A 22,649-nucleotide genomic window follows, 5' to 3' on the forward strand; every position below is an offset into this window, starting at 1 on the left:
AGTGGCAGCCATTCTCGACAAGATCCTACGTGCCGGCGAAGGCAAGATCCTGCGCAAGCTCAGGCGGATCGCAGACCAGGTCAACTCCATCGAGGACGACTTCACGAGCCTGTCCGACGCGGAGTTGCGAGCGCTGACGGACGAGTTCAAGCAGCGCTACAAGGACGGCGAAACCCTCGACGATCTGCTTCCCGAGGCGTTCGCGACCGTGCGCGAGGCCGCCCGCCGCGTGCTCGGCCAGCGGCCCTACGACGTGCAGATCATGGGCGGGGCCAACCTCCACCTGGGCAACATCTCCGAGATGAAGACCGGTGAGGGCAAGACGCTGACCTGTACTCTGCCCGCCTACCTCAACGCGCTGGCCGGCGAGGGCGTCCACGTCATCACGGTCAACGACTACCTGGCCAAGCGCGACGCGGAGACGATGGGCCGCGTCCACCGCTTCCTGGGCCTCGAGGTCGGCTGCATCATCTCCGGCCAGCAGCCCGACGAACGGCGCAAGCAGTACCAGGCCGACATCACCTACGGCACGAACAACGAGTTCGGCTTCGACTACCTGCGCGACAACATGGCCTGGTCGCTCGAAGAGTGCGTGCAGCGCGGCCACTTCTTCGCGGTCGTCGACGAGGTCGACTCGATCCTCATCGACGAGGCCCGCACCCCGTTGATCATCTCCGGTCCGGGCGAGCAGTCGGGCAAGTGGTACACCGAGTTCGCCAAGATCGTGCCGCGCCTGCGCAGGGGCGTCGAGGCGAGGAACCCCGGCGAGGAGAGCACCGGCGACTACGTCGTCGACGAGAAGAAGCGCACGGTCGGCATCCTCGAGGCGGGCGTCGAGAAGGTCGAGGACTGGCTCGGCATCGACAACCTCTACAAGCCCGAGCACACCCACCTCGTCGGCTTCCTGAACAACGCTCTCAAGGCCAAGGAGCTGTTCAAGAAGGACAAGGACTACATCGTCGCCGACGGCGAGGTCCTGATCGTCGACGAGTTCACCGGCCGCATCCTGCACGGCCGCCGCTACAACGAGGGCATGCACCAGGCCATCGAGGCCAAAGAGGGCGTCAAGATCAAGGACGAGAACCAGACGCTCGCCACGGTCACCCTGCAGAACTACTTCCGCCTCTACGAGAAGCTGGCCGGCATGACCGGTACGGCGGTCACCGAGGCCAACGAGTTCCACAAGACGTACAAGCTGGGCGTCGTGCCGATCCCGACCAACCGGCCGATGATCCGCAAGGACCAGCCCGACGTCGTCTACAAGACCGAGGACGCCAAGTTCGACGCGGTCGTGGAGGACATCAAGGAGCGCTACGAGCGCGGCCAGCCGGTGCTCGTCGGCACGACCTCGGTGGCGAAGTCCGAGCGGCTGTCGAGGGCCCTCAAGGGACGCGGCGTGCCGCACGAGGTGCTCAACGCGAAGAACCACGAGCGTGAGGCCTCCATCATCGCCGAGGCGGGCCGCAAGGGCGCCGTCACCGTGGCCACCAACATGGCCGGTCGAGGCACCGACATCATGCTCGGCGGCAACTCCGAGTTCCGCGCCGACCAGGAGCTGCGCCAGCGCGGCCTCGACCCGGTCGAGACGCCGGAGGAGTACGAGAAGGCCTACCCCGAGGCGCTGGAGAAGGCGCGCGCGGCGGTCAAGGCCGAGCACGACGAGGTCACCCAGCTCGGCGGCCTCTACGTCCTCGGCACCGAGCGGCACGAGTCGCGTCGCATCGACAACCAGCTGCGCGGTCGTTCCGGCCGTCAGGGCGACCCCGGCGAGTCGCGCTTCTACCTGTCGCTCGGCGACGACCTCATGCGTCTGTTCAACTCGGCCAGGGTCGAGATGATCATGACCAGGCTCAGCATCCCCGACGACCAGCCGATCGAGTCCGGCATCGTCTCCAAGGCCATCGCCTCCGCCCAGCACCAGGTCGAGCAGCAGAACTTCGAGATCCGCAAGGAAGTTCTGAAGTACGACGAGGTGATGAACCGCCAGCGCAAGGTCATCTACGCCGAGCGCCGCAAGGTGCTGGAGGGCGCCGACCTGCACGAGCAGGTGCGCGGCTTCATCGGCGACGTCATCGACGGCTACGTCGCGGGAGCCACGTCCGAGGGCTTCGCCGAGGAGTGGGACCTCGACAAGCTGTGGGCCGCGTTCGGCAAGCTCTACCCGATCTCGGTGCGCGTCGAGGACATCGTCGAGGAGGCCGGCGGCCGCGAGGAGCTGACCGCCGAGCTCATCACGGAGCGGGTCAAGCAGGACGCGCTCGCCGCCTATGACAGGCGCGAAGAGGAGTTCGGCGGCGAGACCATGCGCGACCTGGAGCGCCGGGTGATCCTCTCGGTGCTCGACCGCAAGTGGCGCGAGCACCTCTACGAGATGGACTACCTGCGCGAGGGCATCGGCATGCGGGCCTACGCGCAGAAGGACCCGCAGATCGAGTACCAGCGCGAGGGTTACGAGATGTTCTCGGCGATGCTCGAGGGCATCAAGGAGGACTCCGTCGGGTTCCTGTTCAACCTCGAGGTGGAGGTGCAGGCCAACCCGATCGTCGAGGAGGAGGACGCGGCGATCGCGGAGACCCGCTCGATCATCGCGCGCGGCCTGCGGGGCCCGGAGCGTCCGGCCGAGCTCGAATACTCCGCGCCCGGCGAGCAGGGCGACGTCGAGCACGTGCGGGTGCGCACGACCCAGGAGGAGCGGGCGCAGTACGGCAACGTGGAGCGTAACGCGCCGTGCCCGTGCGGGTCGGGCAAGAAGTACAAGCGCTGCCACGGAGACCCGAAGAACGCGGCCTGACAACACAGGACCGGCTCGTCCCGGCGCCAACCCGCGAACCGCGCGGGAGTTGAAGGACGCTGGAAGAGGCCTCGGCCGCCCTGCACGGGCGGCCGAGGCCTCTTCGCGTTCTCCTTCCAGGCCGATTCGGCGCGTGCGGTGTCGGTCCGGTCGATCGCCGCCGCGCACAGCCCTGATGGGTGCCGGGCTGCGGATCTGAACCGGGCGCCGAAGATGATCGTTCTATGGGTATGAGGTGGAGTTGGGGCGTCGCTCTCGTAGTGGTGCTGGCGGCGTGTGGCGGCACAGGTGTCGAAGAAGCCGGGACCATGGAAGGAACCGGCCGGCCGGTGGCTGAGCCGGGCGCGGCCCGAGCCGCGCCGCGCCCGGTCGCCGAGTGGCTGCGCGTGGGCGGTTTGACGGCCACCGGCCGCGCGCCTGTCCGCCCTCCCAGGCTGGTGGTGTACGCGGACGGCCGGGTCATCGCCGATGCCGCGCACGAGCTGCGCCTCCCACCCGCCGAGATAGACGCTCTCGTCGAGGCCCTGGATCACGATCTGGCAGGGCAGCCCGCCACCGCCTCGCCCCGGCCGGGAACACGGAGGATCTTCGACGCGCCTGCCACGGTTCTCGGCGTCGACGGCGGTGACGGGATGCGTGAGGTGTACGTGCCTTATCTGGAGCATGCCGAAACCCGTTACGATGCCGCGCTCGTCACCGCCCGCGACCGCCTCGCCCAGTTGGCCGGACGTGTCGCCGGGCTGGGCCGGGACTACTCCACCGACCGCGTTCGGCTGTTCAGCGAGCAGTCCACGGCACCTGCGGCGCCCGCGCAGCCCTTGCCGGAAGGCGTCCCTCTGCCGCCCCGGACTCAGGGGAGCTCGGGAAGCGAGGACTACAAGGGCAACAAGGCGCACACGATCGCCCGGCTGATACCGCATGACGGATCGTGGCACGTCTATCGCACGTCAACCGGCGAGCACGTCGCGCTGTCGTGGCGTTACCTGCTTCCTCATGAGTAGGACGCCGGCTACGAAGGAGCAGGTGGGTCCGGAGGTGCCGCTGGCCGAGGTCTCTACGGAGCAGGCAGGACGCTCGCCCGGGCTGCGTCAGGCCGTTTCGAAGTCGGTGCAGAGCCACCGCGTGCCGTGGCGTTCGAGGCGTACGGCGAGGACGTGGGTGCGGTGGCCGCAGTGGATCAGGACGCACATCTCGATGGCGCCGTCGCGGGGCTCCGTCACGCGGACGCCTCCGGCGAACGGCGGGTGGCCCGTGTGGATCATCCGGCCGGCCCTGACGAGGTCCCGGTAGGCGCGTTCAGTGAGCCGGTCGGCCACGCTCCGCGGCGGGCGGCGGCCGGCCAGCACCTCGGCGAGCGCCTGCCCGAGGTGGCGCAGCCCGCGCTCGTCGGGCAGGGCGCCGGGCGGGCCCCAGACCAGGGGACGGGTGTCCAGGGCCAGGGCGCCGCGGGTCTGCGGAGACTTCTCGCCGTCGTAGGGCGGCTCCGGGGTGGGGGTGAGGGCGATGCGGGGGGACACGCGTCCTCCGTTTCCTGGGCTCGGGGGAGTGGGCTCGGGGGAGAAGGAATCGTGCTTAGGAGTTTTCGGCCCGGCGCAGGAATACAGACGGCGCCAACTTCCCGGCCCGCGGCCAGGGATGTGTGCGCTTTTGCGGGAGAAGTGGGGGTCGAGCTGGAGCCCCTCGTCCGGAATTACGGGCGCGGCAGAGGACCCGGAACGGTCGCCCTCAACGGGGCTCGGCGGGCTCGGCGGGCTCGCGGCCGGGAGTGGGCAGCTTCATGACCCGGATCAGCACGCTGAAGATCACGTAGTAGAGCACCAGGTACACCAGGCCGAACCCGATGATCAGCGGGAGGCCGTGCGTGTTGGACTTGCCGGCGTTCAGCAGCATGTCGATGGCCCCGCCGGAGAACGTGAAGCCGAGCCGCGCGCCCAGCTCCGCCATCAGGGCCATCGACAGGCCCGTCAGCAGCGCGTGCACGGCGAACAGCACGGGCGCGACGAAGATGAAGGCGAACTCCAGCGGCTCGGTGATGCCCGTGACGAACGCGGTCAGCCCGGCCGAGAGCATGATGCCTCCGACGGACGAGCGGCGCTCCGGCGGGGCGGCCCGCCATATCGCCAGCGCCGCGCCCAGCAGACCGAACATCATGACCGGGAAGAAGCCGGTCATGAAGACGCCCGCGCCCTGCTCGCCGGCGAAATAGCAGTTCAGGTCGCCCGCGGCGTCCCGGATGGCGCCGTTCACGCCCGCGCGGCACTCGGGGAGGGTGAACCAGACGATGGTGTTGAGGAAGTGGTGCAGGCCCACGGGGATGAGGAGGCGGTTGGCGACGCCGTAGATGCCGGCGCCGGCGGTGCCGTGGGCGGAGAGCCAGTCGCCGACGTCCGACAGCCCGTCGCCGATCGGCCGCCACAGCAGGCCGAACAGCACGCCGAGGAGCAGGGCGGCGACGGCCGTGATGATGGGCACCGAACGCCGGCCGCCGAAGAACGCCAGCCACGAGGGCGGTTTGAAGCGGTAGAAACGCTGCCAGAGCAGGGCGGCGGTGATGCCGATGACGATGCCGCCCAGCACGCCCGTGGGGTTCTGCGCGCCCAGGTCGAGCGTCGGAGTGCCGTTCCGCAGGATCACGGTGACCTTGGTGTGGACGGCGCCCTCGCCGGCGTCGAAGAACAGCGTCTTGGTGACGCGGTCGAAGACCAGGTAGCCGACGACGGCGGCGAGCGCGGTGGAGCCGTCCGACTTGCGGGCGAAGCCGATCGCGACGCCGACGGCGAACAGCAGGGGCAGGTTGTCGAAGAGCGCGCCACCGGCCGCGGCCATGACCCGGGCCACCGGGAGCAGCCACGGCAAGGCGCCGCCGAGTCCGCCCGCGCCCAGCATGTCCTCCTGGCCGAAGCGGAACAGCAGACCGGCGGCGGGCAGCACCGCGATCGGCATCATCAGCGAACGGCCGATGCGCTGCAGCACGGCGAACGTCGATGACCAGGCCGTGGCCGTGCCCATGGCCGTGCTCCCCCCGCAGGTGCGTCGCGTCGCGGGGGATGCCGGATTTCTACCCCGCGGCCGATCTGCCGGAAACGCCCGGCCCACCGTGCGCGCGGGACGGCGGCGCTAGGTCTCGCCGGAGCCGGAGCCGGGGTGGGAGCCGGGGCCGGGGTCGGGGTGAGGGGCGGAGTCGCGATCGGGGTCGCGGTCGGGGTCGGGGTCGGGTTCGCGGCCGGGGGTCTGGATGTCGAGCCTGCGGATGAGGAACGAGAACACGACGTAGTAGACGACGCCGTAGGCCACGCCGAGGACGAGGATGCCCGGGAGATTCTCGGTGTTCGACTTGCCGGCGTTCAGCAGCATGTCGAGCAGGCCGGCGGAGAAGCCGAAGCCGAGCTGGCCGCCGATGAGCGTGGTGAGCGCCATGGCCAGGCCCGTCAGGACGGCGTGCACCACCAGCAGCAGCGGCGCGACGAAGATGAACGCGAACTCGATCGGCTCGGTGATGCCCGTGACGAACGACGCCAGCCCGGCCGACAGCATGATGCCGCCCACCGTGGCCCGCCGGTGCGCGGGGGCCGCCCGCCACATGGCCAGGGCGGCGGCCGGGAGGGCGAACATCATGATGGGGAAGAACCCGGCCATGAACTGGCCGGCGTGCGGGTCGCCGCCGAAGTAGCAGTTCCAGTCGCCGCCGAGCACCCGGCCGCCGACGTCGCACTGCGGCACGACGTACCAGACGACTGAGTTGACGAAGTGGTGCAGGCCGAACGGGATGAGCAGGCGGTTGACCAGGCCGTAGACGCCGGTGCCGACGGGGCCGACGGCGGCCAGGGCCTCGCCGGCGTGGCGGATCCACTCGCCGAGGACCGGCCAGAGCCAGCCGAACACCACGCCGATGAGCAACGCCGCGATCGAGGTGACGATGGGCACGAAACGCCGCCCGCCGAAGAAGGCCAGCCACGAGGGCGGCTTGATGCGGTGGAAACGTTGCCAAAGCAGGGCGGCCACCAGGCCCATGACGATGCCGCCGAGGACCTTGGTGGGGTTCTGCATGCCGTAGTCGATGATCTCCTGGAAGCCGCCCTGCGGCAGGGCCTGCTTGATGACGACGGTGTCGCGGATGCCGGACTCGGCGAACATCACCTTCGTGACCCGGTCGAAGACCAGGTAGCCGACGACGGCCGCGAGCGCGGTGGAGCCGTCGGACTTGCGGGCGAAGCCGATCGCGACGCCGACGGCGAACAGCAGCGGCAGGTTCTCCAGCAGCGCCGCCCCGGCGGCGGCCAGCACGCCGGCCACCTCGTTCAGCCACGCCAGGCCGGCCACGTCGGCCAGGCCGCCCGGCTCGGCGCCGTTCGAGCCGAGCATGTCGGGCTGGCCGAAGCGCAGTAACAGCGCCGCCGACGGCAGGGCGGCGATGGGCAGCATCAGGGAGCGGCCCAGCCGCTGGAGCACGGTCATCACGCGCGCGAACGGCGAAGGCCGGGCGGCGGTGGTCTCGTTCACCGGCGATCCTCCGAGGCGGGTCAGGGCCTCGCTGGGGAGATGGGGGTCAGCCCCTTCGGGCGGGCATTTCGAGGAGGGTGCGCAGCTGGTAGCGGTCGGCGCGGTAGGTGGACACGCCCAGCTCCGCGCAGACGCCGCCGGAGAACGATCTGCGCTGCAGCAGCAGGACGGCGCCGCCCCGGGAGAGCTTCAGCAGGTCGGCGTCGCTCGGGTCGGCGATGCCGCCGTCGATGGTCAGCTCGCCGGCGTCCATGACCAGGCCGTAGCGGCGCTCCAGCAGCTCGTACAGGGACGTGTCCGTGAGGTCGAAGGAGGCGAGGTCGGGCGCGAGCTTGACGGGGATGTGGGCCCGCTCGATGGACAGCGGCTCGCCGTCGGCGGTGCGCAGCCGCTCGATGAAGTGGACCTCCTCGCCCGGCGGGATGCCGAGCTCCTTGGCCAGGTGGGCGCTGGCGCGCACGACGCGGCGGTCGAGGTCGCGCGAGCCCGGGATCATGCCGCGCGCCCGCATGTCCTCGGTGAACGAGGTGAGCTGCAGCGCCAGCTCGATCTTGGGCCGGGCCACGAACGTGCCCTTGCCGGGCACCCGGTGCAGGCGGCCCTCGGAGACCAGGTGGTCGACGGCCTGGCGCACGGTCATCCGGGACAGCCCGAAGCGCTGGCACAGCTCGCGCTCGGACGGAATGGCCGCGCCGATGCTGAGCTCGTCGCTGTCGATGAGGTCCAGCAGGATCTCGCGGAGCTGGAAGTACTTGGGCACCGGGCTGTCCGGATCGATGTGCGGCACTCATCCTCCCCTCGTGCTGACCTTGGGTAATGGGCTATGGTTCGTACTGGTCTAGTCCGGACTAGACCACATGTCGCGAAAGTCGGTCAAGTCCAAGCCGCCATGACGTAAGGATGATGTCAACGATGACCACCAAGATGCGCAGCGAGATCGCCGAGCAGCCGACCGCGCTGCGGGCCACGCTGGACGCCCTGCTGCCCCAGGTCTCCGAGATCGAGCCTCTGGGCGAGCAGACCCGCCAGTTGCTGTTCATCGCACGTGGCACCTCTGACAATGCCGCAGTTTACGGGCGTTACCTGGTCGAATCGCACGCCGGGCGGCTCTCCGCGCTGGCGGCACCGTCGATCGCGACGACGTACAAGCGCAAGCTCGACCTCGACGGCGTGCTCGCGGTGGCCATCTCGCAGTCGGGACGCACCGAGGAGATCGTGGAGACGCTGTCCTGGGCGAAGGACTGCGGGGCCAGGACCGTCGGCATCACCAACGGGGGTGCGGACAGCCCGCTCGCGCAGGCCGCCGACGTGGCGCTGTGCACGGTGGCCGGGGAGGAGAAGGCCGTCCCGGCGACGAAGACGTACACGACGCAGCTGGCCGCCCTCGCGGTGCTCGCGCTCGGCCTCGGCGCGGACGTGGACGCCGGCGAGCTGCAGCGGGTGCCCGAGGCGGTGGAGAAGCTGGTCGCCGAGCCGGGCGACCTGGACGCCGTGGTCGAGGGCCTGCTGGACAAGCCCGGCGTGGTCGTCTCCGGGCGCGGCCTGGCCTTCTCCACGGCGCTGGAGACCGCGCTGAAGCTCAAGGAGGCCTGCTACCTGCACGCCATGGGCCTGTCGTACGCCGACCTGCTGCACGGGCCCATCGCCGTCGTGGACGCCGACACGCCCGCGCTGCTCGTCGCCTCCGAGAACAGCCCGACGCTCCAGGGCACGGTCGCGCTGGCCGAGCGGGTGGTGGCCGCCGGCGCGGCGGCGTACACGATCGGCGGCGGGACGGCGCTCGCACAGGCCGGCACGGCCGCGCTGAACGGCCCCGACCTGCCCGAGTGGCTGGCGCCCATGGGCCTGATCGTGCCCGGCCAGCTGCTCACCGAGGCGCTGGCGCGGCGGCTCGGCATCGACCCGGACGCGCCGCGCGGCTTGAACAAGGTCACCCAGACCGACTGATCTAGCCTGGTCGGAGTGCTAGTCCTAGGGAGGACGAGATGGCGGCCGACGTGAATGCGCTCATCGCCGGGCTGGGCGGCGCCGACAACATCATCGAGATCGAACCCTGCATCACCCGCCTGCGCACGGAGGTGCACGACGCCTCCAAGGTCGACCAGGCGGCGCTGAAAGCGGCCGGCGCGCATGGCGTGATGGCTGCGGGGAACGTGGTTCAGGTCGTCGTCGGACCTGAGGCCGACACGATAGCCAGCGACATCGAGGACATCATCGGCTAAAGGGCGAGACCATGACGACTGTTCTCGCCCCGGTTGAGGGGGCAGCTGTGGGATTGGCCGCCGTGCCCGACCCGGTCTTCTCCGCGGGCATGGTCGGCCCGGGAACGGCGATCGATCCGCTGCGGGGGCCGGGGGAGGCAGTCGCCCCCATAGCGGGAAAAATTATGAAACTGCATCCGCACGCGTACGTCATCGTGGGGGACGACGGCAGGGGCGTGCTGGTGCACCTGGGCATCGACACCGTCCAGCTCAAAGGAGAGGGGTTCCGGCTGCTGGCGGCGGAGGGCGACCGGGTGCGCGCCGGGCAGCCGGTGGTGGCCTGGGACCCCGCGGCCGTCGAGGCGGGCGGGCGTTCGCCGGTCTGCCCGGTCGTCGCGCTGGACGCCGTCTCGGAGTCCCTGACGGGGGTCGCGGAGGGGGCCGTGCACGCGGGGGACGAGCTCTTCCGATGGGAATAGCGGCCGCTGTGATCCGTTCACAGGGAGTGCCGATCTACGTACCGGCATACGTGAGACCCGGCAGAATGGGCAGGTCGTCCCATTTGACGGCGATCGACGGCCGTACGGAGGTACGGCTGGTCCGGACCGGCACAGAAGGAGGAGCAGCGAAATGGGTGAGCGGAAGGTCACCGTGGCCGCCGAGGTAGGGCTGCACGCGCGTCCGGCGGCGACGTTCGTGCAGCGCGCCAAGCTGGCCCCGATGGAGATCACGGTGGCGAAGCCCAACGGCGAGGGCCCGGTGAACGGCAAGAGCATCCTCGCGGTCATGGCGCTCGACGTCCGGCAGGGCGAGACCGTCGTGATCTCGGCCGAGGGCGAGGGCTCGGAAGAGGTGCTCGACGAGCTGGCCGCGATCGCCGCCGCGCCATGAACCTGAGGGGGGTGGGGGTCAGCCCGGGCGTCGGGCACGGGCCCTCGTACGTCCTCTCCGTCTCTGTGCCCGAACCCCCCGAGGGCGCTGCCTACGCCGGCGAGGCGGAGCAGGAGAAGGAGCGCGCGATGACCGCGCTCACGCAGGTCGCGGGCGAGCTGGAGGCCCGTGGCAACCGGGCCGGCGGCGAGGCCGAGGAGATCCTCAAGGCCCAGGCGCTGATGGCCGAGGACCCCGGCGTGGTCGTCAAGGTGCGCTCGCTGATCGACCGCGGGCTGGCCGCCCCGAGGGCGGTCTTCGAGGCGTTCACGAAGTACCGCGACGTGCTCGCCGGGTCCGGCGGCTACCTGGGCGAGCGGGCCGCCGACCTGAACGACATCCGCGACCGCGTGATCGCGGTGCTCTACGGGCAGGCCATGCCGGCGCTGCCGGCCTCGCCCGCGGAGCCGTACGTGCTGGTGGCGCGGGATCTCGCGCCGGCCGACACGGCGCTGCTGTCGCGCGCGCAGGTGGCCGCGTTCGTCACCGAGGAGGGCGGGCCCACCAGCCACACCGCGATCCTGGCCCGCGCCATGGGCGTGCCGGCCGTCGTGGCCTGCCCGGGCGCGACCGGCATCCCGCACGGCGTCCGGGTGATGGTGGACGGCACCTCCGGCGAGGTCAGCGTCGAGCCGGCGCAGGCGCACGTCGCCGAGGCGGTCGGCGCCGCGTCGGCGCGCCAGGCGGCGCTCTCCGCCGCCAGGGGCCCCGGCAGGACCGCCGACGGGCAGCCGGTGCCGCTGTACGCGAACGTCGGCAGCCCCGCCGACCTCGACGCGGCGCTCGCCGCCGAGGCCGAGGGCGTCGGCCTCTACCGGACCGAGTTCCTCTACCTCGACCGGACGCGGCCGCCCTCTCCCGAGGAGCAGCGGCGCGCCTACCGGCAGGCGCTGGAGGCGTTCCCCGGTGGCAAGATCTGCGTGCGCACGCTCGACAGCGGCGCCGACAAGCCGCTGGCGTTCCTGCCCGTGCCCGCCGAGCCGAACCCGGCGCTGGGGGAGCGCGGGCTGCGCCTGTTCCGCAGGTTCCCGGAGGTGATGGCGGCCCAGCTGGACGCGCTGGCGGCGGTGGCCGAGGAGGGCCTGCAGGTGATGGCGCCCATGGTCGCCACCACGCAGGACGCCGCCTGGTTCGTGCGCGCCTGCCGCGACAGGGGGCTGCCCAGCGCCGGCGTGATGATCGAGATCCCGGCCGCGGCGCTGCGTGCCCGCGACCTGCTCGCCCACGCCGACTTCGTCTCGATCGGCACCAACGACCTCAGCCAGTACGCCTTCGCCGCCGACCGGCAGCTCGGCGCGGTGAGCGCGCTGCAGGACCCGTGGCAGCCGGCGCTGCTCGACCTGGTCGCCATGACGGCGCAGGCCGCGACGCGGGCGGGCAAGCCGTGCGCGGTGTGCGGGGAGGCCGCCGCCGACCCGGTCATGGCCTGTGTGCTGGCCGGGCTCGGCGTCGGCTCGCTGTCGATGGCGCCGTCCTCGCTGGCCGCCGTACGCGCCGGGCTGGCCGCGCACAGCCTGGACCAGTGCCGTACGGCGGCGCGGGCGGCACAGGCGCAGCCGACGGCGGCCGACGCGCGCGCGGCGGCCCGCGCGCACCTGCCGGGCCTGGCCAGGCTCGGGTTGTAGGCGTGCCGGGCTCGTGCCCGGCCTGTGGATGGATACCTTGGGACTCATGCTTCGACGGATCGCGACGACAGGGCTCCTGGTGACCGCGCTGACCGCGTGCGGTGGTGGCGCCGGCTCGGCGGGGGCCGAACCGACCGGGGGCAGGGCGGCGCCCGCGCCGGCCACACCGCAGCAGAGCCCGCCGCCGACGACGCCGGCCGCTGAAAGCCCGGTGGAGCGCGCCCTGTCGGAGATGAACGTCGAGGAGAAGGTCGGCCAGCTCTTCATGCCGATCGTGTACGGCACCGCCGCCGACTCGGTCTCCGGCGAGAACCAGGCCCGCTTCGGCGCCCAGACCCCGGCCAAGGTCATCCAGAAGTACCACCTGGGCGGCGTCATCCTCTTCCCGTACAACGTCAAGAGCGTCGGCCAGGTCGTCTCGTTCACCAACGGCATGCAGCGGGCCTCGAAGGACATCCCGCTGCTGATCGCCACCGACCAGGAGAACGGCCTGGTGTCGCGGTTCTCCAGCGTCATGACCGCCTTCCCCGGCGCCGGCCGGATCGGCGCCGAGGGCAACCCCGAGCTGGCCGGGCAGGTGGCCCGCGCGACCGGCAGGGAGCTGCACGCGCTCGGCGTCAACCTCGACTTCGCGCCGGTGGCCGACGTGAACATCAACCCGCGCAACCCGGTCATCGGGCAGCGGGCGTACGGCGACGAGCCGAAGAAGGTGGCCGCGATGGTGGCCGCGGCCGTCAAGGGCTTCCACGAGGCGGGCATGGCCTCGACCGCCAAACATTTCCCCGGCCACGGCGACACGAACGTCGACAGCCACACCGGGCTGCCGGTGATCAAGCACACCAGGGCCGAGTGGGAGCGCATCGACGCGCCGCCGTTCAAGGCCGCCATCGACGCGGGGGTGGACGCCGTGATGAGCGCCCACATCGTCTTCCCCAAGCTCGACCCGTCGGGCGACCCGGCCACGCTGTCCAAGCCCATCCTGACCGGCCTGCTGCGCAAGGAGCTCGGCTTCAAGGGCGTCATCTCCACCGACGCGCTCAACATGGCGGGCGTGCGCAAGAAGTACGACGACGGGGAGATCGCGGTGCGGGCCGTGCTGGCCGGCGTCGACCTGCTGCTCATGCCGAACGACCTGCCGAAGCAGTACCGCGCGGTGATGGCGGCGGTGAAGTCCGGCCGGATCTCCAAGGAGCGCCTCGACCAGTCGGTCACCCGGCTGCTGACGCTCAAGCACAACCGGGGTCTGCTGGCCGAGGCGCCCACGGCCTCGGCGGAGGAGGCCGCGCGCGTGCTGCGCTCGGCCGAGCACCGCAGGCTGGCCGGGCGCTTCCGTTAGGCGTCGCCGCGAGCCGCGCAGGCCGCCGGTTTTTAGTCGTCGGGGGTGAGGCGTTGGGCGTTTCGTTGGCGTTCTACCCTAGAACGATGGTTACGGGTGTTCTCATCGACTGGGGCGGGGTGCTGACGACCAGCCTCTCCGACTCCATCGCCCGCTGGATCGAGGCGGACAGGATCGAAGCCGGCCACTACTACACCGTGATGCGGGAGCTGATCGAGCACGCCTACCGCACCGAAGACGGCGGGAGCATCGTCCACGCCCTCGAACGCGGCGAGATCGACGGGCCGGCCTTCGAACGCGATCTGGCCGCCAGGCTGCGGACCGTGGACGGCGAGCCGCCGGTGCCCGACGGCCTGCTCGAGCGGATGTTCGCCGGCTTCGAGCGGGTGGACGCCATGTACGACATGTTGCGCGACGTACGCGGCCAGGGGCTCAAGACGTGCCTGCTGTCCAACTCGTGGTCCAACACCTACCCCCGCGACGGCTGGGACGAGGCCTTCGACGCGGTCGTGATCTCCGGCGAGGTCGGTATGCGCAAGCCCGAGCCGCGCATCTTCCATCACGCGCTCGGCCTGCTGGGGCTGCCCGGCGAGGAGTGCGTGTTCATCGACGACATCGAGGCCAACATCCTCGCCGCCCGCGGGCTCGGCATCTCCGGGATCCACCACCGCGACCCGGACACGACCATCACGGAACTCGAGTCCGTCCTCCGGCTCACGCTGCGACGGGCATGATAGAGCCCTCCCACGCCGAGCTGGAGCCGTAGCGACGCGAGGACCTCCATCTCGGCGCGCCGGGCTCCCGGCCCGGCCACGTAAGCACGAAAGGTTCGTCATGCGCGTCTATCTGCCGTGCACCCTGCCCGCCCTCGCCCTCGCGGTCGAGGCGGGAGGGCTGGGCCCGGCCCCGCTCATCGGTTACGCGGTGACCCCCGCGCTGATCGAGTGGTACGCCTCGGGCGACACCGAGGAGCTCGAGTACGTCGCGCTCACGGAGGCGGCCCGCGCCTCCCTGCGGATGCTGGCCGCCGACCGCGCCGACGGCGTCGAGGCCGCGCCCCGGCGCGTGGTGATCGCCGCCGAGGTGCCGGAGGGCATGATCACCGCCGGCGCCGACCTGGAGGAACGCGCGCGGGTCCGCATCGCGGACGCGGTGCCGTTGACCACGGTGGCCGCGGTGCACGTCGACGACACCGGCGCCGCCGCCGACATCGAGGCGGCGATCGCCGCGCTGCCCGCCGCCGACGAGGGCGACGACGACGCGCAGTTCACCGTGGACGGCGCCGAGGCGCACGACCTGATGTGGTTCGCGACCCAGGAGATCCCCGACCTGCTGCGGCCGTGAGAGTCACGCCCGCCCATTAGGCTTGCCATGACATGACAAAGCACATCATCTGGGATTGGAACGGCACGCTCTTCCACGATGTGGAGGCCGTGGTCGACGCCACCAACGCGGTGTTCAAGCCGTACGCGCTGCCCGAGCTGACCGCCGACTCCTTCCGCGCGGTCTACACCCGGCCCATCTGGGTCGCCTACGAGCGCCTGCTCGGCCGTCCCTTGAACGAGGGCGAGTGGGAGCTGCTCGACGGCGGGTTCCACGAGCACTACTTCCGGCTGAGCGATCTGTGCCCGCTCGCCCCGGACGCCGAGCTCGTGCTCGCCGGGTGGACGGGCACGCAGTCGTTGTGCTCCATGGCCCCGCACGACCACCTGGTGCCCAAGGTGGAGTCGTTCGGCATCACCACCCACTTCAGCCGGATCGACGGCGTGGTGTTCGGCACCGGCGGCGAGAAGGCCGCGCACATGGCCGCGCACATCGCGGCCATGGACGTCGACCCGGCCGAGGTACTGGTGATCGGCGACAGCGTGGACGACGGGTTCGCCGCCCGGCACGTCGGCGCGCGCGCCGTGCTCTACACGGGCGGGATGACCACGCGGGCGGAGCTGGAGAGCACCGGGCTGCCGGTCGTCGACCGGCTCTCCGATGCCCTCGATTACGCCTGAACATGCTTGAATCGCTCGGGCGGCCCGCCCGAGCATGGTGACGGCCGTACCCTTTGAGGGGATTGCTCAGGAGGCTGCCATCAACCGCCTTGTGCTGTGGAACGTCGACCTGACGCTGGTCGACGTCGCCATCGTGACCAGAGACGCCTACGCGGAGGCGTTCCGCGTCGTGACGGGGCGCCCGCTGGTGAAGCTGGTGCCCCCGTTGGGCCGCCCCGACTCCGAGATCGTCTTCGAGACGCTCGCCGTCAACGGCATCGTGGCCGAGGACGACCACCTGCCGAAGTTCCTGGCCGCGCTCGCCATGGCCTTCGCCGACCGGCGCGGCCGGCTGACGAAGGAGGGGCGGATGATGCCGGGGGCCAGAGACGCGCTGAGGTCGGTGGGCCGGCTCGACGGCGTCGTCCAGACGGTGCTGACCGGCACCATCAAGAGCAACGCCGTGCACAAGCTGAAGGCGTTCGGGCTCGACAAGTACGTCGACTTCGACCTCGGCGGCTACGGCGAGGAGGTCTACCCCAAGGCGACGCTGCTGCAGGTCGCGCAGTCGCGGGCCAAGCAGCGCCTCGGCACGCCGTTCACGGCGGCCAACACCGTGGTGATCGGCGACTCGACGCGTGACGTGCAGGCGGCCAGGATCGGCGGGGCGGCGATGATCGGGGTCGCGTCCGGGCGGTCGATGGCGGCCGAGCTGCGCGAGGCCGGGGCCGATGTCGTGCTGCCCGATCTGTCCAACGCCTCGGAGGTGGTGGCCGCCGTCGCCTCCCTCGCGACCCCGATCGACCGTAAGGCCGGCTGACGTTCAGGACAGGTTGCTCAGGAAGCGGGCGGCGATGGGGGCGGCCACCGCGGAGCCGGCGCCGCCGCCTTCGACGATGACGGAGAAGGCCACGTCGCCGCGGTAGCCGATGAACCAGGAGTGTGCCGGGGGTTCCTTGCCTGAGCCGTACTCCGCGGTGCCGGTCTTGCCGGCCGTGCCGGAGGGGAAGCTCACGCCGTGGGCGGTGCCGTCGGTGACGACGGCGGGCATCAGCGTGCGCAGCGCCTTGACCACGCCCTGCTCCAGCGGGCGCGGGTTGTCCGGCTGGGCGTCCGGGATGTGCTCGTCCTTGACGAGGCGGGGCGGGATCCACGCGCCGGAGGCGATGGCGGCGGCCACCGAGGCCATGTTCAGCGGGCTCGCCAGCACCCGGCCCTGTCCGATGGCGGCCGAGGCCAGGTCGGTGTCGTCCTTGGGGTCGGGGTACTCGGCGCGCACGGCCGGCACGCCCGGCGTGATCGGGGTGCCGAAGCCGAAGCTCCGCGCGACCTCGCCGAGCCGCCCGCCGTTCAGCCGGGCCACGCTCATCTCGCCGAACGTGGTGTTGCACGAGTGCGCGAACGCGTCGCGGAACGACAGCGTGCCGAAGTCCTCGAATCCGGCGTTGTGGAACGGGAAGCCGCCGATGTTCTTCTCGGCCGGGCACCGCACCTGCTCGCCGGGCTCGACGCCGTCGGCGACCAGCGCGGAGGCGGTCACGACCTTGAACGTCGAACCCGGCGGGTACTTGCCGAGCAGCGCCCGGTTGAACCCGCCCGGCGCGTTGACCACCGCCAGGATCTCGCCGGTCGAGGCCCGCAGCGCCACCAGGGAGACCGGCTTGTCCGGCTTGTACATGCCCTCCAGCGCCCGCGCCCCCGCACGGTGCACCTTCAGGTCGATCGTCGTCTGGATCGGACGGTACCCGCCCGCCTCCACGACCGTCTCCACCGGCTGGTCGTCTTCGTAGAGGTCGATCCGGTAGCGGTCGGGCGACTCGAAGCGGTCGGGGAAGACCTGCTTCATGCCCTCCACGAGCTGCTGCACCGACCCGGGCGCGCCCGGGTCGTTGAGCTCCGTGCCGTCGGCGGCGAGCACCCGTACCGGGTCGGCCTTCCGCGTGACCACCTTCAGCGAGCGGCCCTTCTTCAGCAGGGGATGGATCGTGGCGGGCGTCCAGGCGACCTTCCATGTCCGGCCGTCCTCGACCAGCTTGAGCTGCCCGGTGTAGGTCCAGTCCAGCCGCCCGAGAAGCTTGGCCTGGAAGCTCACCACGCCGTCGTGGGAGGTGCTCGCGAAGACCCCGTTCGGGCGAGGGCGGTGGAAGGACGCCTGACTGACCTTGAGATCGGCACGGAAGCGGCGGTGCCAGGTGTCGAAGTCGGCGGGCGGGTCGGCGACCAGCGAGCGCATGGTCGCGTAGTCCTGGTCCGACCAGGCCGTCAGGTAGCGGTCGGCGGTCTCCTCCACCGAGCCCTCCGTGCGCAGCGCCCAGACGACGCCCCCCGCCGCGAGGAGCGGGACCAGCAGCCCCGCCGTGACCCAGGGCCACCTCCGGCGCCGTCGTACCGGCCGCTCCGGCTGCAAGTGCGCGTACATTGTCCCCGTTTGTGGTGCCATGACGGAGAGAAGACCAGATAAGCGGCGTGGAAGTCCAATACTGATATGACAGCAATCAAGATATAAATTTGGATATATTGGCTGGTCATGGACCTTGTCCGGCACCTTCGCTACTTCACCGTGGTGGCGGAGGAACTCCACTTCGGCAACGCGGCGATCCGGCTCGGCATGGCCCAGCCGCCGCTCAGCCAGCGCATCAAGCGCCTGGAGGAGGAGCTGGGCGTGCGGTTGTTCGACCGTTCCGCCCGGCAGGTCCGTCTCACCGAGGCAGGCCGCCTGCTGCTCGCCGAGGCGCGCGAGATCGTCGCCCGCGTGGACCGGCTGCACGAGCTGGCCCGGCAGGGGCAGGGGACGGCGCTGCGGGTGGGGGTCCCGCCCGACCTCGCCGCCGCCGTGCTGGCCGCCCTGGTCGCGGGCTTCCGCGACATCCACCCCGACGTACGCCTCGCGCCCACCGAGATCTGGACCGCCGACCAGGTGACGGCGCTGGCGGAGGGCGTGATCGACGTCGGCCTGGTCCGCCACCCGGTCGCCGCGCCCGGTCTGCGCTTCGGGCAGGTGCTCGTGCAGACGCAGGGCGTGCTGCTCGCCGACGCCGATCCGCTCACCGGCGTCGGCGAGGTGCACCTGGCCGATCTCGCGGGGCGGGAGCTGCTCGTGCCGCCCATGGAAGGGGAGCCGGGCTGGCACGCCGAGGTGCTGTCGGAGTGCCGCCGCCACGGGTTCGTCCCCGCGCAGGTCCACCAGGGCGCGGGGCTGGGGCTCGTGCTGGCCGGGGCGGCGGTGGCGTTCGGACCGAAGGTGGAGGTGCCGGGGCTGGCCTGGCGGCCGCTGCTAGGCTCGCCGATCGCGAGCCGGGTTTCCACGGCCTGGCGCGCGGCCCCGGCTGACACCGCCGACGACCTCGTCACCGGCTTCGCGGCCCTGGCCGTACGGACGTTGAAGGAGAGCGCCGGGATGACGGACGAGGCCGCCGTGCCCGTGCGGCGCGTCAGCCGCAGGCCGGGGATGCTGGCATGAGCGCGCCCGACTTCGAGAGCCTGTTTGGGCGGGCCGGCGTCACCGGCTGGCTCTACGCGGCCGACATCGACACGGGTCGCGAGGTCGGCCTCGGCCCGGACGAGCCGCTGCCGACGGCGTCGATGTACAAGGTGCCGCTGCTGGTGGCCTTCCGCAGGCAGGTCGACGCCGGGCTGCTCGACCCGGCGCGACGGGTGACCGTGCCGGCGAGCGACCGCCTGGCGGGCGGGACGGGCATCGCGGCGATGCAGGACGACGTGACGATCTCGCTGCGTGACCTGGCGTACCTGATGATCTCCGTGAGCGACAACACCTCGGCCGACACCCTGCTGGAGCTGGTGGGGTGCGACACGATCAACGCCATGCTCGACCGGTTCGGGCTGACCGGGACGCGCGTCGTGCAGAGCTGGCGGGAGGGCAGCGCCAGCATGCGGGCCGACACCGGACACGGCTGGCCGTACGTGGACCCCGACGACATCGCCCGGCTCAGCGTGCTGGACCCGGCCCGCTCCAACTGCGCCACGCCGCGCGAGCTGGCCACGCTGTTCGCGATGATCTGGCGGGACGAGGCCGCCTCCGCCGAGTCGTGCGCCTGGATGCGCGGCATGCTCAACCTGCAGGTCTGGCCGCACCGCCTGGCCTCCGGCTTCCCGTACGACGACGTGGCGGTCAGCGGCAAGACCGGCACGCTGCCGACGCTGCGCGCCGAGTCGGGCGTCGTGGAGTACCCCGACGGCGGGCGTTACGCGGTGGCGGTCTTCACCCGTTCGTTCAGCACGGCGCTCAACCAGCCCCGCGCCGACGCGGTCATCGGCACGGCGGCGCGTATGGCGGTGGACCACCTTCGGAGGTAGCAAGGTATGGGGAGGGCAGGGTGTGACTTTCCCCCGGACCGGCGACAGGATGGGGCACATGGTTGCTGAGGGCGAGCTTCTCTGGGAGCCGAGCGAAGAGGTCGTCGCATCCGCCGAGCTGACCCGCTACCTGCGGTGGCTGGGACGCTCCGGCGGGTACGAGGAGGCGTGGCGGTGGTCGGTCGAGCACCCCGCCGAGTTCTGGACGTCCGTCTGGGACTACTTCGAGGTGATCGGCGACCGGGGCGACGGGCCTGTGCTCTCGGGCGGGATGCCCGGCGCCACGTGGTTCGCCGGCAGCACCCTCAACTACGCCGAGAACGCGCTGCGCCGCACCGAGGGCACGGCGCTGGTCTTCGTCTCCGAGGACGGCGCCCGCCAGGAGCTGACCTGGGCCGAGCTGCGCGAGGAGGTCGCCCGCGTGCGCGCCGGGCTGGTCAGGCTCGGCGTCGGGCGCGGCGACCGGGTGGCCGCCTACCTGCCCAACATCCCGCAGGCCGTGATCGCCTGCCTGGCCACGGCCTCGCTGGGCGCGATCTGGTCGGCCGGCTCGCCCGACTTCGGGGTGCCGAGCATCGTCGACCGGTTCAAGCAGATCGACCCCAAGGTGCTCATCGCGGTCGACGGCTACCACTACAACGGCAGGGGCTACGACCGCTCGGCCGCCGTCAACGAGATCGCCGCCCAGCTGCCCTCGCTGCGGGCGACCGTGTGGATCCCGTACCTCGCGGCGGCCGACGAGGGCCGCGCGCCGCAGCAGGCCGAGCCGGCGCGGGCGCACACCCGCGAGACGCCCCACGGCGAGGTCATCGGCTGGGAGGGGTTGCGGGCCGAGGAGGGTCCGCTGGAGTTCGAGCGGGTGCCGTTCGACCACCCGCTGTGGATCCTCTACTCCAGCGGCACGACCGGGCTGCCCAAGCCGATCGTGCACGGCCACGGCGGCATCGTGCTCGAACACCTCAAGTCGCTCTCCTTCCACCAGAACCTGGGCGAGGGCGACGTGTTCTTCTGGTACACGACCACGGGCTGGATGATGTGGAACTACCTCATCGGTGCCCTCCTGGTCGGTGCCACGCCCGTGCTGTACGACGGCTCGGCCACCCATCCGTCGCCCGCCGCGCTGTGGCGGATCGCGGCCTCGGAAGGGGTGACGTACTTCGGGGTGGGGGCGCCGTACATCATGGCCTCGCTGAAGGCGGGCATCCGGCCGGAGGGGCTCGACCGGCTGCGCGGGGTCGGCTCGACCGGCTCGCCGCTGCCGCCCGAGGGGTTCGCCTGGGTGGCCGCCGAGCTGCCCGGGGTGCCGGTCGGGTCGTTCTCCGGCGGCACCGACGTGTGCACGGGGTTCGTCGGGGCGACCATGCTCCACCCGATCAGGGCGGGCGTCATCCCGTGCCGCTCGCTCGGGGCCAAGGTGGAGGCGTACGACCCGGCGGGCAAGCCGGTGGTCGGCGAGGTGGGCGAGCTGGTGGTGACCCGGCCGATGCCGTCGATGCCGGTCATGTTCTGGAACGACCCCAGCGGCGAGCGGTACGCCGAGAGCTACTTCGACGTCTACCCCGGCGTGTGGCGGCACGGCGACTGGATCAAGATCGACGAGGACGGCAGCTGCGTGATCTACGGGCGCTCCGACTCGACGCTCAACAGGGGTGGCGTGCGCATGGGCACCAGCGAGTTCTACCGGGTGGTCGAGCGGTTCGAGGAGATCGCCGACAGCCTCGTGATCGACACCGGCCAGCTCGGCCAGGAGGGCCGCCTGCTGCTGTACGTGAGCCTGGCCGAGGGCGCCGAGCTGACCGAGTCGCTCGAACGCGCCCTCTGCGACGCCCTGCGCACCGAGCTGTCGCCCCGCCACGTGCCCAACGAGATCCGCGTGGTGCCCGGCATCCCGCGCACCCTGTCGGGCAAGAAACTGGAGGTCCCGGTACGCAAGATCCTGCTCGGCACCCCCGTCGAGCAGGCCGCCAACCCCGACGCCATGGCCAACCCCGAGGTCCTGCGCCACTTCACACCCTGAGGATGACCTTGCCCCGGGTGCCGCCCGCCTCGGCCCTGCGGTGGATCTCGGCGAGCTCTGTCAGCGGGTGCGACTCGGCCGCCTCGACCGTGACGCTCCCCTCGTCGATCAGGGCGGCGATGCGGCCCAGCTGAGCGGGGTCGTCGCGGGCCACGAAGTGCGTGCCGCCCTCGACGGGGGTGGCGATCGTGACGATCCTGCGGCCCAGCCCGGCCAGGGCGCCGACCACGCCGGTGGACGAGCCGCGCTGCGACCCGGCGGCCGAGGGCGGCGACCTGTTCGCCTCCGCGTCCGTCGGCGGCTCCGGCGCGCCGACCGTCACGTTGTGCGGCGGCTACGAGCTCGATCCCGCCCGCGCCCACCCGCTCCTGCGCGATCTGCCCGACCTGATCCACCTGCCGGCCCGGCTCGGGACGCACCCGGAGCTGCGGGCCGCCGTCGAGCTGCTGGGCGCCGAGGTGCACAAGCCCAGGCTGGGCGCCGACACGATCGTGTCGGCCCTGCTCGACATGCTGCTGCCGTACATCCTGCGGTCCTGGTTCGACGCGCCCCGCGAGCACTGCACGGTCTCGGGCTGGGCGCGGGCGCTGGCCAATCCGGGCATCAGCGCCGCGCTCGACGCGATTCACCGCGATCCTGCGCATCCCTGGACGGTGGCCGAGCTGGGCGGGCGGGCCGGGCTGTCGCGGGCGGCGTTCGCGCGGCGCTTCACCGCGCTTGTCGGGCAGCCGCCGCTGACGTACCTGACCTGGTGGCGCCTGGCCGGTGGGGCGCGCCTGCTGCGGGAGGCGGACGCGCCGCTGAGTGAGATCGCCTCCCGGGTGGGGTACGGGTCGGAGTTCGCCTTCGCGGACGCGTTCAAGCGTGAGTACGGCCTGGCGCCCGGCCGATACCGGCGCGAGGGGTGTCCGGTGGCGTTTCCCCAAGCCAAGGCCGTTAAAACGTAACAATTC

At 71.5% G+C, this 22,649-nt stretch carries 22 protein-coding genes; 16 read left to right on the forward strand and 6 right to left on the reverse strand.

Features of this window, described 5'->3' with window-relative positions:
* Window position 1: 1 nt before the first annotated feature.
* A complete protein-coding gene (gene secA, locus ACIBP6_RS34865; protein ID WP_397058072.1) occupies window positions 2–2,791 on the forward strand; it encodes a preprotein translocase subunit SecA in 2,790 nt (929 codons plus the stop codon).
* Window positions 2,792–3,099: 308 nt separating this feature from the next.
* Window positions 3,100–3,792 (forward strand): hypothetical protein, encoded by a 693-nt coding sequence (locus ACIBP6_RS34870; protein WP_397058073.1) that lies wholly within the window; start codon window positions 3,100–3,102, stop codon window positions 3,790–3,792.
* 87 nt (window positions 3,793–3,879) lie between these two features.
* Here ACIBP6_RS34870 and ACIBP6_RS34875 read toward each other — a convergent pair whose 3' ends face one another.
* The 4 genes from ACIBP6_RS34875 to ACIBP6_RS34890 all read right to left on the reverse strand — a co-directional run bounded on the left by ACIBP6_RS34875 (window position 3,880) and on the right by ACIBP6_RS34890 (window position 8,078).
* Window positions 3,880–4,308 (reverse strand): Rv3235 family protein, encoded by a 429-nt coding sequence (locus ACIBP6_RS34875; protein WP_397058074.1) that lies wholly within the window; start codon window positions 4,306–4,308, stop codon window positions 3,880–3,882.
* 208 nt (window positions 4,309–4,516) lie between these two features.
* Window positions 4,517–5,800, reverse strand: a complete 1,284-nt coding sequence (locus ACIBP6_RS34880; RefSeq protein ID WP_397058075.1) for a PTS transporter subunit EIIC — start codon at window positions 5,798–5,800, stop codon at window positions 4,517–4,519.
* A gap of 108 nt (window positions 5,801–5,908) precedes the next feature.
* Window positions 5,909–7,291 (reverse strand): PTS transporter subunit EIIC, encoded by a 1,383-nt coding sequence (locus ACIBP6_RS34885; RefSeq protein WP_397058076.1) that lies wholly within the window; start codon window positions 7,289–7,291, stop codon window positions 5,909–5,911.
* Between the two features lie 46 nt (window positions 7,292–7,337).
* On the reverse strand, window positions 7,338–8,078 hold the full coding sequence (locus ACIBP6_RS34890) for a GntR family transcriptional regulator (RefSeq protein WP_132620236.1): 741 nt from the start codon (window positions 8,076–8,078) through the stop codon (window positions 7,338–7,340).
* A gap of 116 nt (window positions 8,079–8,194) precedes the next feature.
* On the opposite strand from ACIBP6_RS34890, the gene ACIBP6_RS34895 reads away from it, so the two are divergent.
* The 10 genes from ACIBP6_RS34895 to ACIBP6_RS34940 all read left to right on the forward strand — a co-directional run bounded on the left by ACIBP6_RS34895 (window position 8,195) and on the right by ACIBP6_RS34940 (window position 16,185).
* Window positions 8,195–9,238, forward strand: a complete 1,044-nt coding sequence (locus ACIBP6_RS34895; RefSeq protein WP_397058077.1) for an SIS domain-containing protein — start codon at window positions 8,195–8,197, stop codon at window positions 9,236–9,238.
* A 38-nt stretch (window positions 9,239–9,276) separates the two neighbouring features.
* The gene (locus ACIBP6_RS34900; RefSeq protein WP_132620240.1) at window positions 9,277–9,513 is read left to right on the forward strand and encodes a glucose PTS transporter subunit EIIB; all 237 of its coding nucleotides are present in this window, start codon (window positions 9,277–9,279) and stop codon (window positions 9,511–9,513) included.
* Window positions 9,514–9,524: 11 nt separating this feature from the next.
* Entirely contained in the window at window positions 9,525–9,971 is a 447-nt protein-coding gene (locus ACIBP6_RS34905; RefSeq protein ID WP_397058078.1) for a PTS glucose transporter subunit IIA, read from the forward strand.
* 151 nt (window positions 9,972–10,122) lie between these two features.
* Window positions 10,123–10,383, forward strand: coding sequence for an HPr family phosphocarrier protein (locus ACIBP6_RS34910; RefSeq protein WP_397058079.1), 261 nt, complete (start codon window positions 10,123–10,125; stop codon window positions 10,381–10,383).
* Entirely contained in the window at window positions 10,380–12,047 is a 1,668-nt protein-coding gene (gene ptsP / locus ACIBP6_RS34915; protein ID WP_397058080.1) for a phosphoenolpyruvate--protein phosphotransferase, read from the forward strand. The genes ACIBP6_RS34910 and ptsP overlap by 4 nt, the downstream gene beginning before the upstream one ends.
* 46 nt (window positions 12,048–12,093) lie before the next feature.
* The gene (gene nagZ / locus ACIBP6_RS34920; protein WP_397058081.1) at window positions 12,094–13,383 is read left to right on the forward strand and encodes a beta-N-acetylhexosaminidase; all 1,290 of its coding nucleotides are present in this window, start codon (window positions 12,094–12,096) and stop codon (window positions 13,381–13,383) included.
* A gap of 86 nt (window positions 13,384–13,469) precedes the next feature.
* Complete coding sequence (locus ACIBP6_RS34925) at window positions 13,470–14,117, forward strand: HAD family hydrolase (RefSeq protein ID WP_397058082.1); 648 nt, start codon at window positions 13,470–13,472, stop codon at window positions 14,115–14,117.
* A 100-nt stretch (window positions 14,118–14,217) separates the two neighbouring features.
* Window positions 14,218–14,727 (forward strand): DUF6912 family protein, encoded by a 510-nt coding sequence (locus tag ACIBP6_RS34930; protein WP_397058083.1) that lies wholly within the window; start codon window positions 14,218–14,220, stop codon window positions 14,725–14,727.
* A 32-nt stretch (window positions 14,728–14,759) separates the two neighbouring features.
* Complete coding sequence (locus ACIBP6_RS34935) at window positions 14,760–15,386, forward strand: HAD family hydrolase (protein WP_397058084.1); 627 nt, start codon at window positions 14,760–14,762, stop codon at window positions 15,384–15,386.
* A 91-nt stretch (window positions 15,387–15,477) separates the two neighbouring features.
* Entirely contained in the window at window positions 15,478–16,185 is a 708-nt protein-coding gene (locus tag ACIBP6_RS34940; protein WP_397058085.1) for an HAD family hydrolase, read from the forward strand.
* Between the two features lie 3 nt (window positions 16,186–16,188).
* Here ACIBP6_RS34940 and ACIBP6_RS34945 read toward each other — a convergent pair whose 3' ends face one another.
* Complete coding sequence (locus ACIBP6_RS34945) at window positions 16,189–17,784, reverse strand: penicillin-binding transpeptidase domain-containing protein (protein WP_397058086.1); 1,596 nt, start codon at window positions 17,782–17,784, stop codon at window positions 16,189–16,191.
* A 108-nt stretch (window positions 17,785–17,892) separates the two neighbouring features.
* On the opposite strand from ACIBP6_RS34945, the gene ACIBP6_RS34950 reads away from it, so the two are divergent.
* The 3 genes from ACIBP6_RS34950 to ACIBP6_RS34960 are packed head-to-tail and all read left to right on the forward strand — an operon-like array spanning window position 17,893 to window position 21,696.
* Window positions 17,893–18,825: a LysR family transcriptional regulator gene (locus ACIBP6_RS34950; RefSeq protein WP_397058087.1), complete on the forward strand. Its 933-nt coding sequence runs from the start codon at window positions 17,893–17,895 to the stop codon at window positions 18,823–18,825.
* The gene (locus ACIBP6_RS34955) at window positions 18,822–19,679 is read left to right on the forward strand and encodes a serine hydrolase (RefSeq protein WP_397058088.1); all 858 of its coding nucleotides are present in this window, start codon (window positions 18,822–18,824) and stop codon (window positions 19,677–19,679) included. The genes ACIBP6_RS34950 and ACIBP6_RS34955 overlap by 4 nt, the downstream gene beginning before the upstream one ends.
* Window positions 19,680–19,737: 58 nt before the next feature.
* Window positions 19,738–21,696, forward strand: a complete 1,959-nt coding sequence (locus tag ACIBP6_RS34960) for an acetoacetate--CoA ligase (RefSeq protein WP_397058089.1) — start codon at window positions 19,738–19,740, stop codon at window positions 21,694–21,696.
* Here the strand turns inward: ACIBP6_RS34960 and ACIBP6_RS34965 are convergent.
* Window positions 21,686–21,925 (reverse strand): zinc-binding dehydrogenase, encoded by a 240-nt coding sequence (locus tag ACIBP6_RS34965; protein WP_397058090.1) that lies wholly within the window; start codon window positions 21,923–21,925, stop codon window positions 21,686–21,688. The two genes, ACIBP6_RS34960 and ACIBP6_RS34965, sit on opposite strands and share 11 nt — an antisense overlap.
* Between ACIBP6_RS34965 and ACIBP6_RS34970 the strand changes: the two genes are divergently transcribed.
* Window positions 21,885–22,643 (forward strand): AraC family transcriptional regulator, encoded by a 759-nt coding sequence (locus tag ACIBP6_RS34970; RefSeq protein ID WP_397058091.1) that lies wholly within the window; start codon window positions 21,885–21,887, stop codon window positions 22,641–22,643. The genes ACIBP6_RS34965 and ACIBP6_RS34970 overlap by 41 nt on opposite strands.
* Window positions 22,644–22,649: the final 6 nt, after the last annotated feature.

Source organism: Nonomuraea terrae (assembly GCF_044465245.1).
Taxonomy (GTDB): domain Bacteria; phylum Actinomycetota; class Actinomycetes; order Streptosporangiales; family Streptosporangiaceae; genus Nonomuraea; species Nonomuraea terrae.

Excerpts from the sequence above, each read along its gene's own strand:
- ACIBP6_RS34930 (WP_397058083.1), top strand. The coding sequence starts at position 14,218 with ATGCGCGTCTATCTGCCGTGCACCCTGCCCGCCCTCGCCCTCGCGGTC.
- ptsP (WP_397058080.1), top strand. The coding sequence starts at position 10,380 with ATGAACCTGAGGGGGGTGGGGGTCAGCCCGGGCGTCGGGCACGGGCCC.
- ACIBP6_RS34870 (WP_397058073.1), top strand. The coding sequence starts at position 3,100 with ATGGAAGGAACCGGCCGGCCGGTGGCTGAGCCGGGCGCGGCCCGAGCC.
- ACIBP6_RS34925 (WP_397058082.1), top strand. The coding sequence starts at position 13,470 with ATGGTTACGGGTGTTCTCATCGACTGGGGCGGGGTGCTGACGACCAGC.
- ACIBP6_RS34950 (WP_397058087.1), top strand. The coding sequence starts at position 17,893 with ATGGACCTTGTCCGGCACCTTCGCTACTTCACCGTGGTGGCGGAGGAA.
- ACIBP6_RS34910 (WP_397058079.1), top strand. The coding sequence starts at position 10,123 with ATGGGTGAGCGGAAGGTCACCGTGGCCGCCGAGGTAGGGCTGCACGCG.
- ACIBP6_RS34945 (WP_397058086.1), bottom strand. The coding sequence starts at position 17,784 with ATGTACGCGCACTTGCAGCCGGAGCGGCCGGTACGACGGCGCCGGAGG.
- ACIBP6_RS34960 (WP_397058089.1), top strand. The coding sequence starts at position 19,738 with ATGGTTGCTGAGGGCGAGCTTCTCTGGGAGCCGAGCGAAGAGGTCGTC.
- ACIBP6_RS34935 (WP_397058084.1), top strand. The coding sequence starts at position 14,760 with ATGACAAAGCACATCATCTGGGATTGGAACGGCACGCTCTTCCACGAT.
- ACIBP6_RS34900 (WP_132620240.1), top strand. The coding sequence starts at position 9,277 with ATGGCGGCCGACGTGAATGCGCTCATCGCCGGGCTGGGCGGCGCCGAC.
- ACIBP6_RS34880 (WP_397058075.1), bottom strand. The coding sequence starts at position 5,800 with ATGGGCACGGCCACGGCCTGGTCATCGACGTTCGCCGTGCTGCAGCGC.
- ACIBP6_RS34955 (WP_397058088.1), top strand. The coding sequence starts at position 18,822 with ATGAGCGCGCCCGACTTCGAGAGCCTGTTTGGGCGGGCCGGCGTCACC.
- nagZ (WP_397058081.1), top strand. The coding sequence starts at position 12,094 with ATGCTTCGACGGATCGCGACGACAGGGCTCCTGGTGACCGCGCTGACC.
- ACIBP6_RS34895 (WP_397058077.1), top strand. The coding sequence starts at position 8,195 with ATGTCAACGATGACCACCAAGATGCGCAGCGAGATCGCCGAGCAGCCG.
- ACIBP6_RS34905 (WP_397058078.1), top strand. The coding sequence starts at position 9,525 with ATGACGACTGTTCTCGCCCCGGTTGAGGGGGCAGCTGTGGGATTGGCC.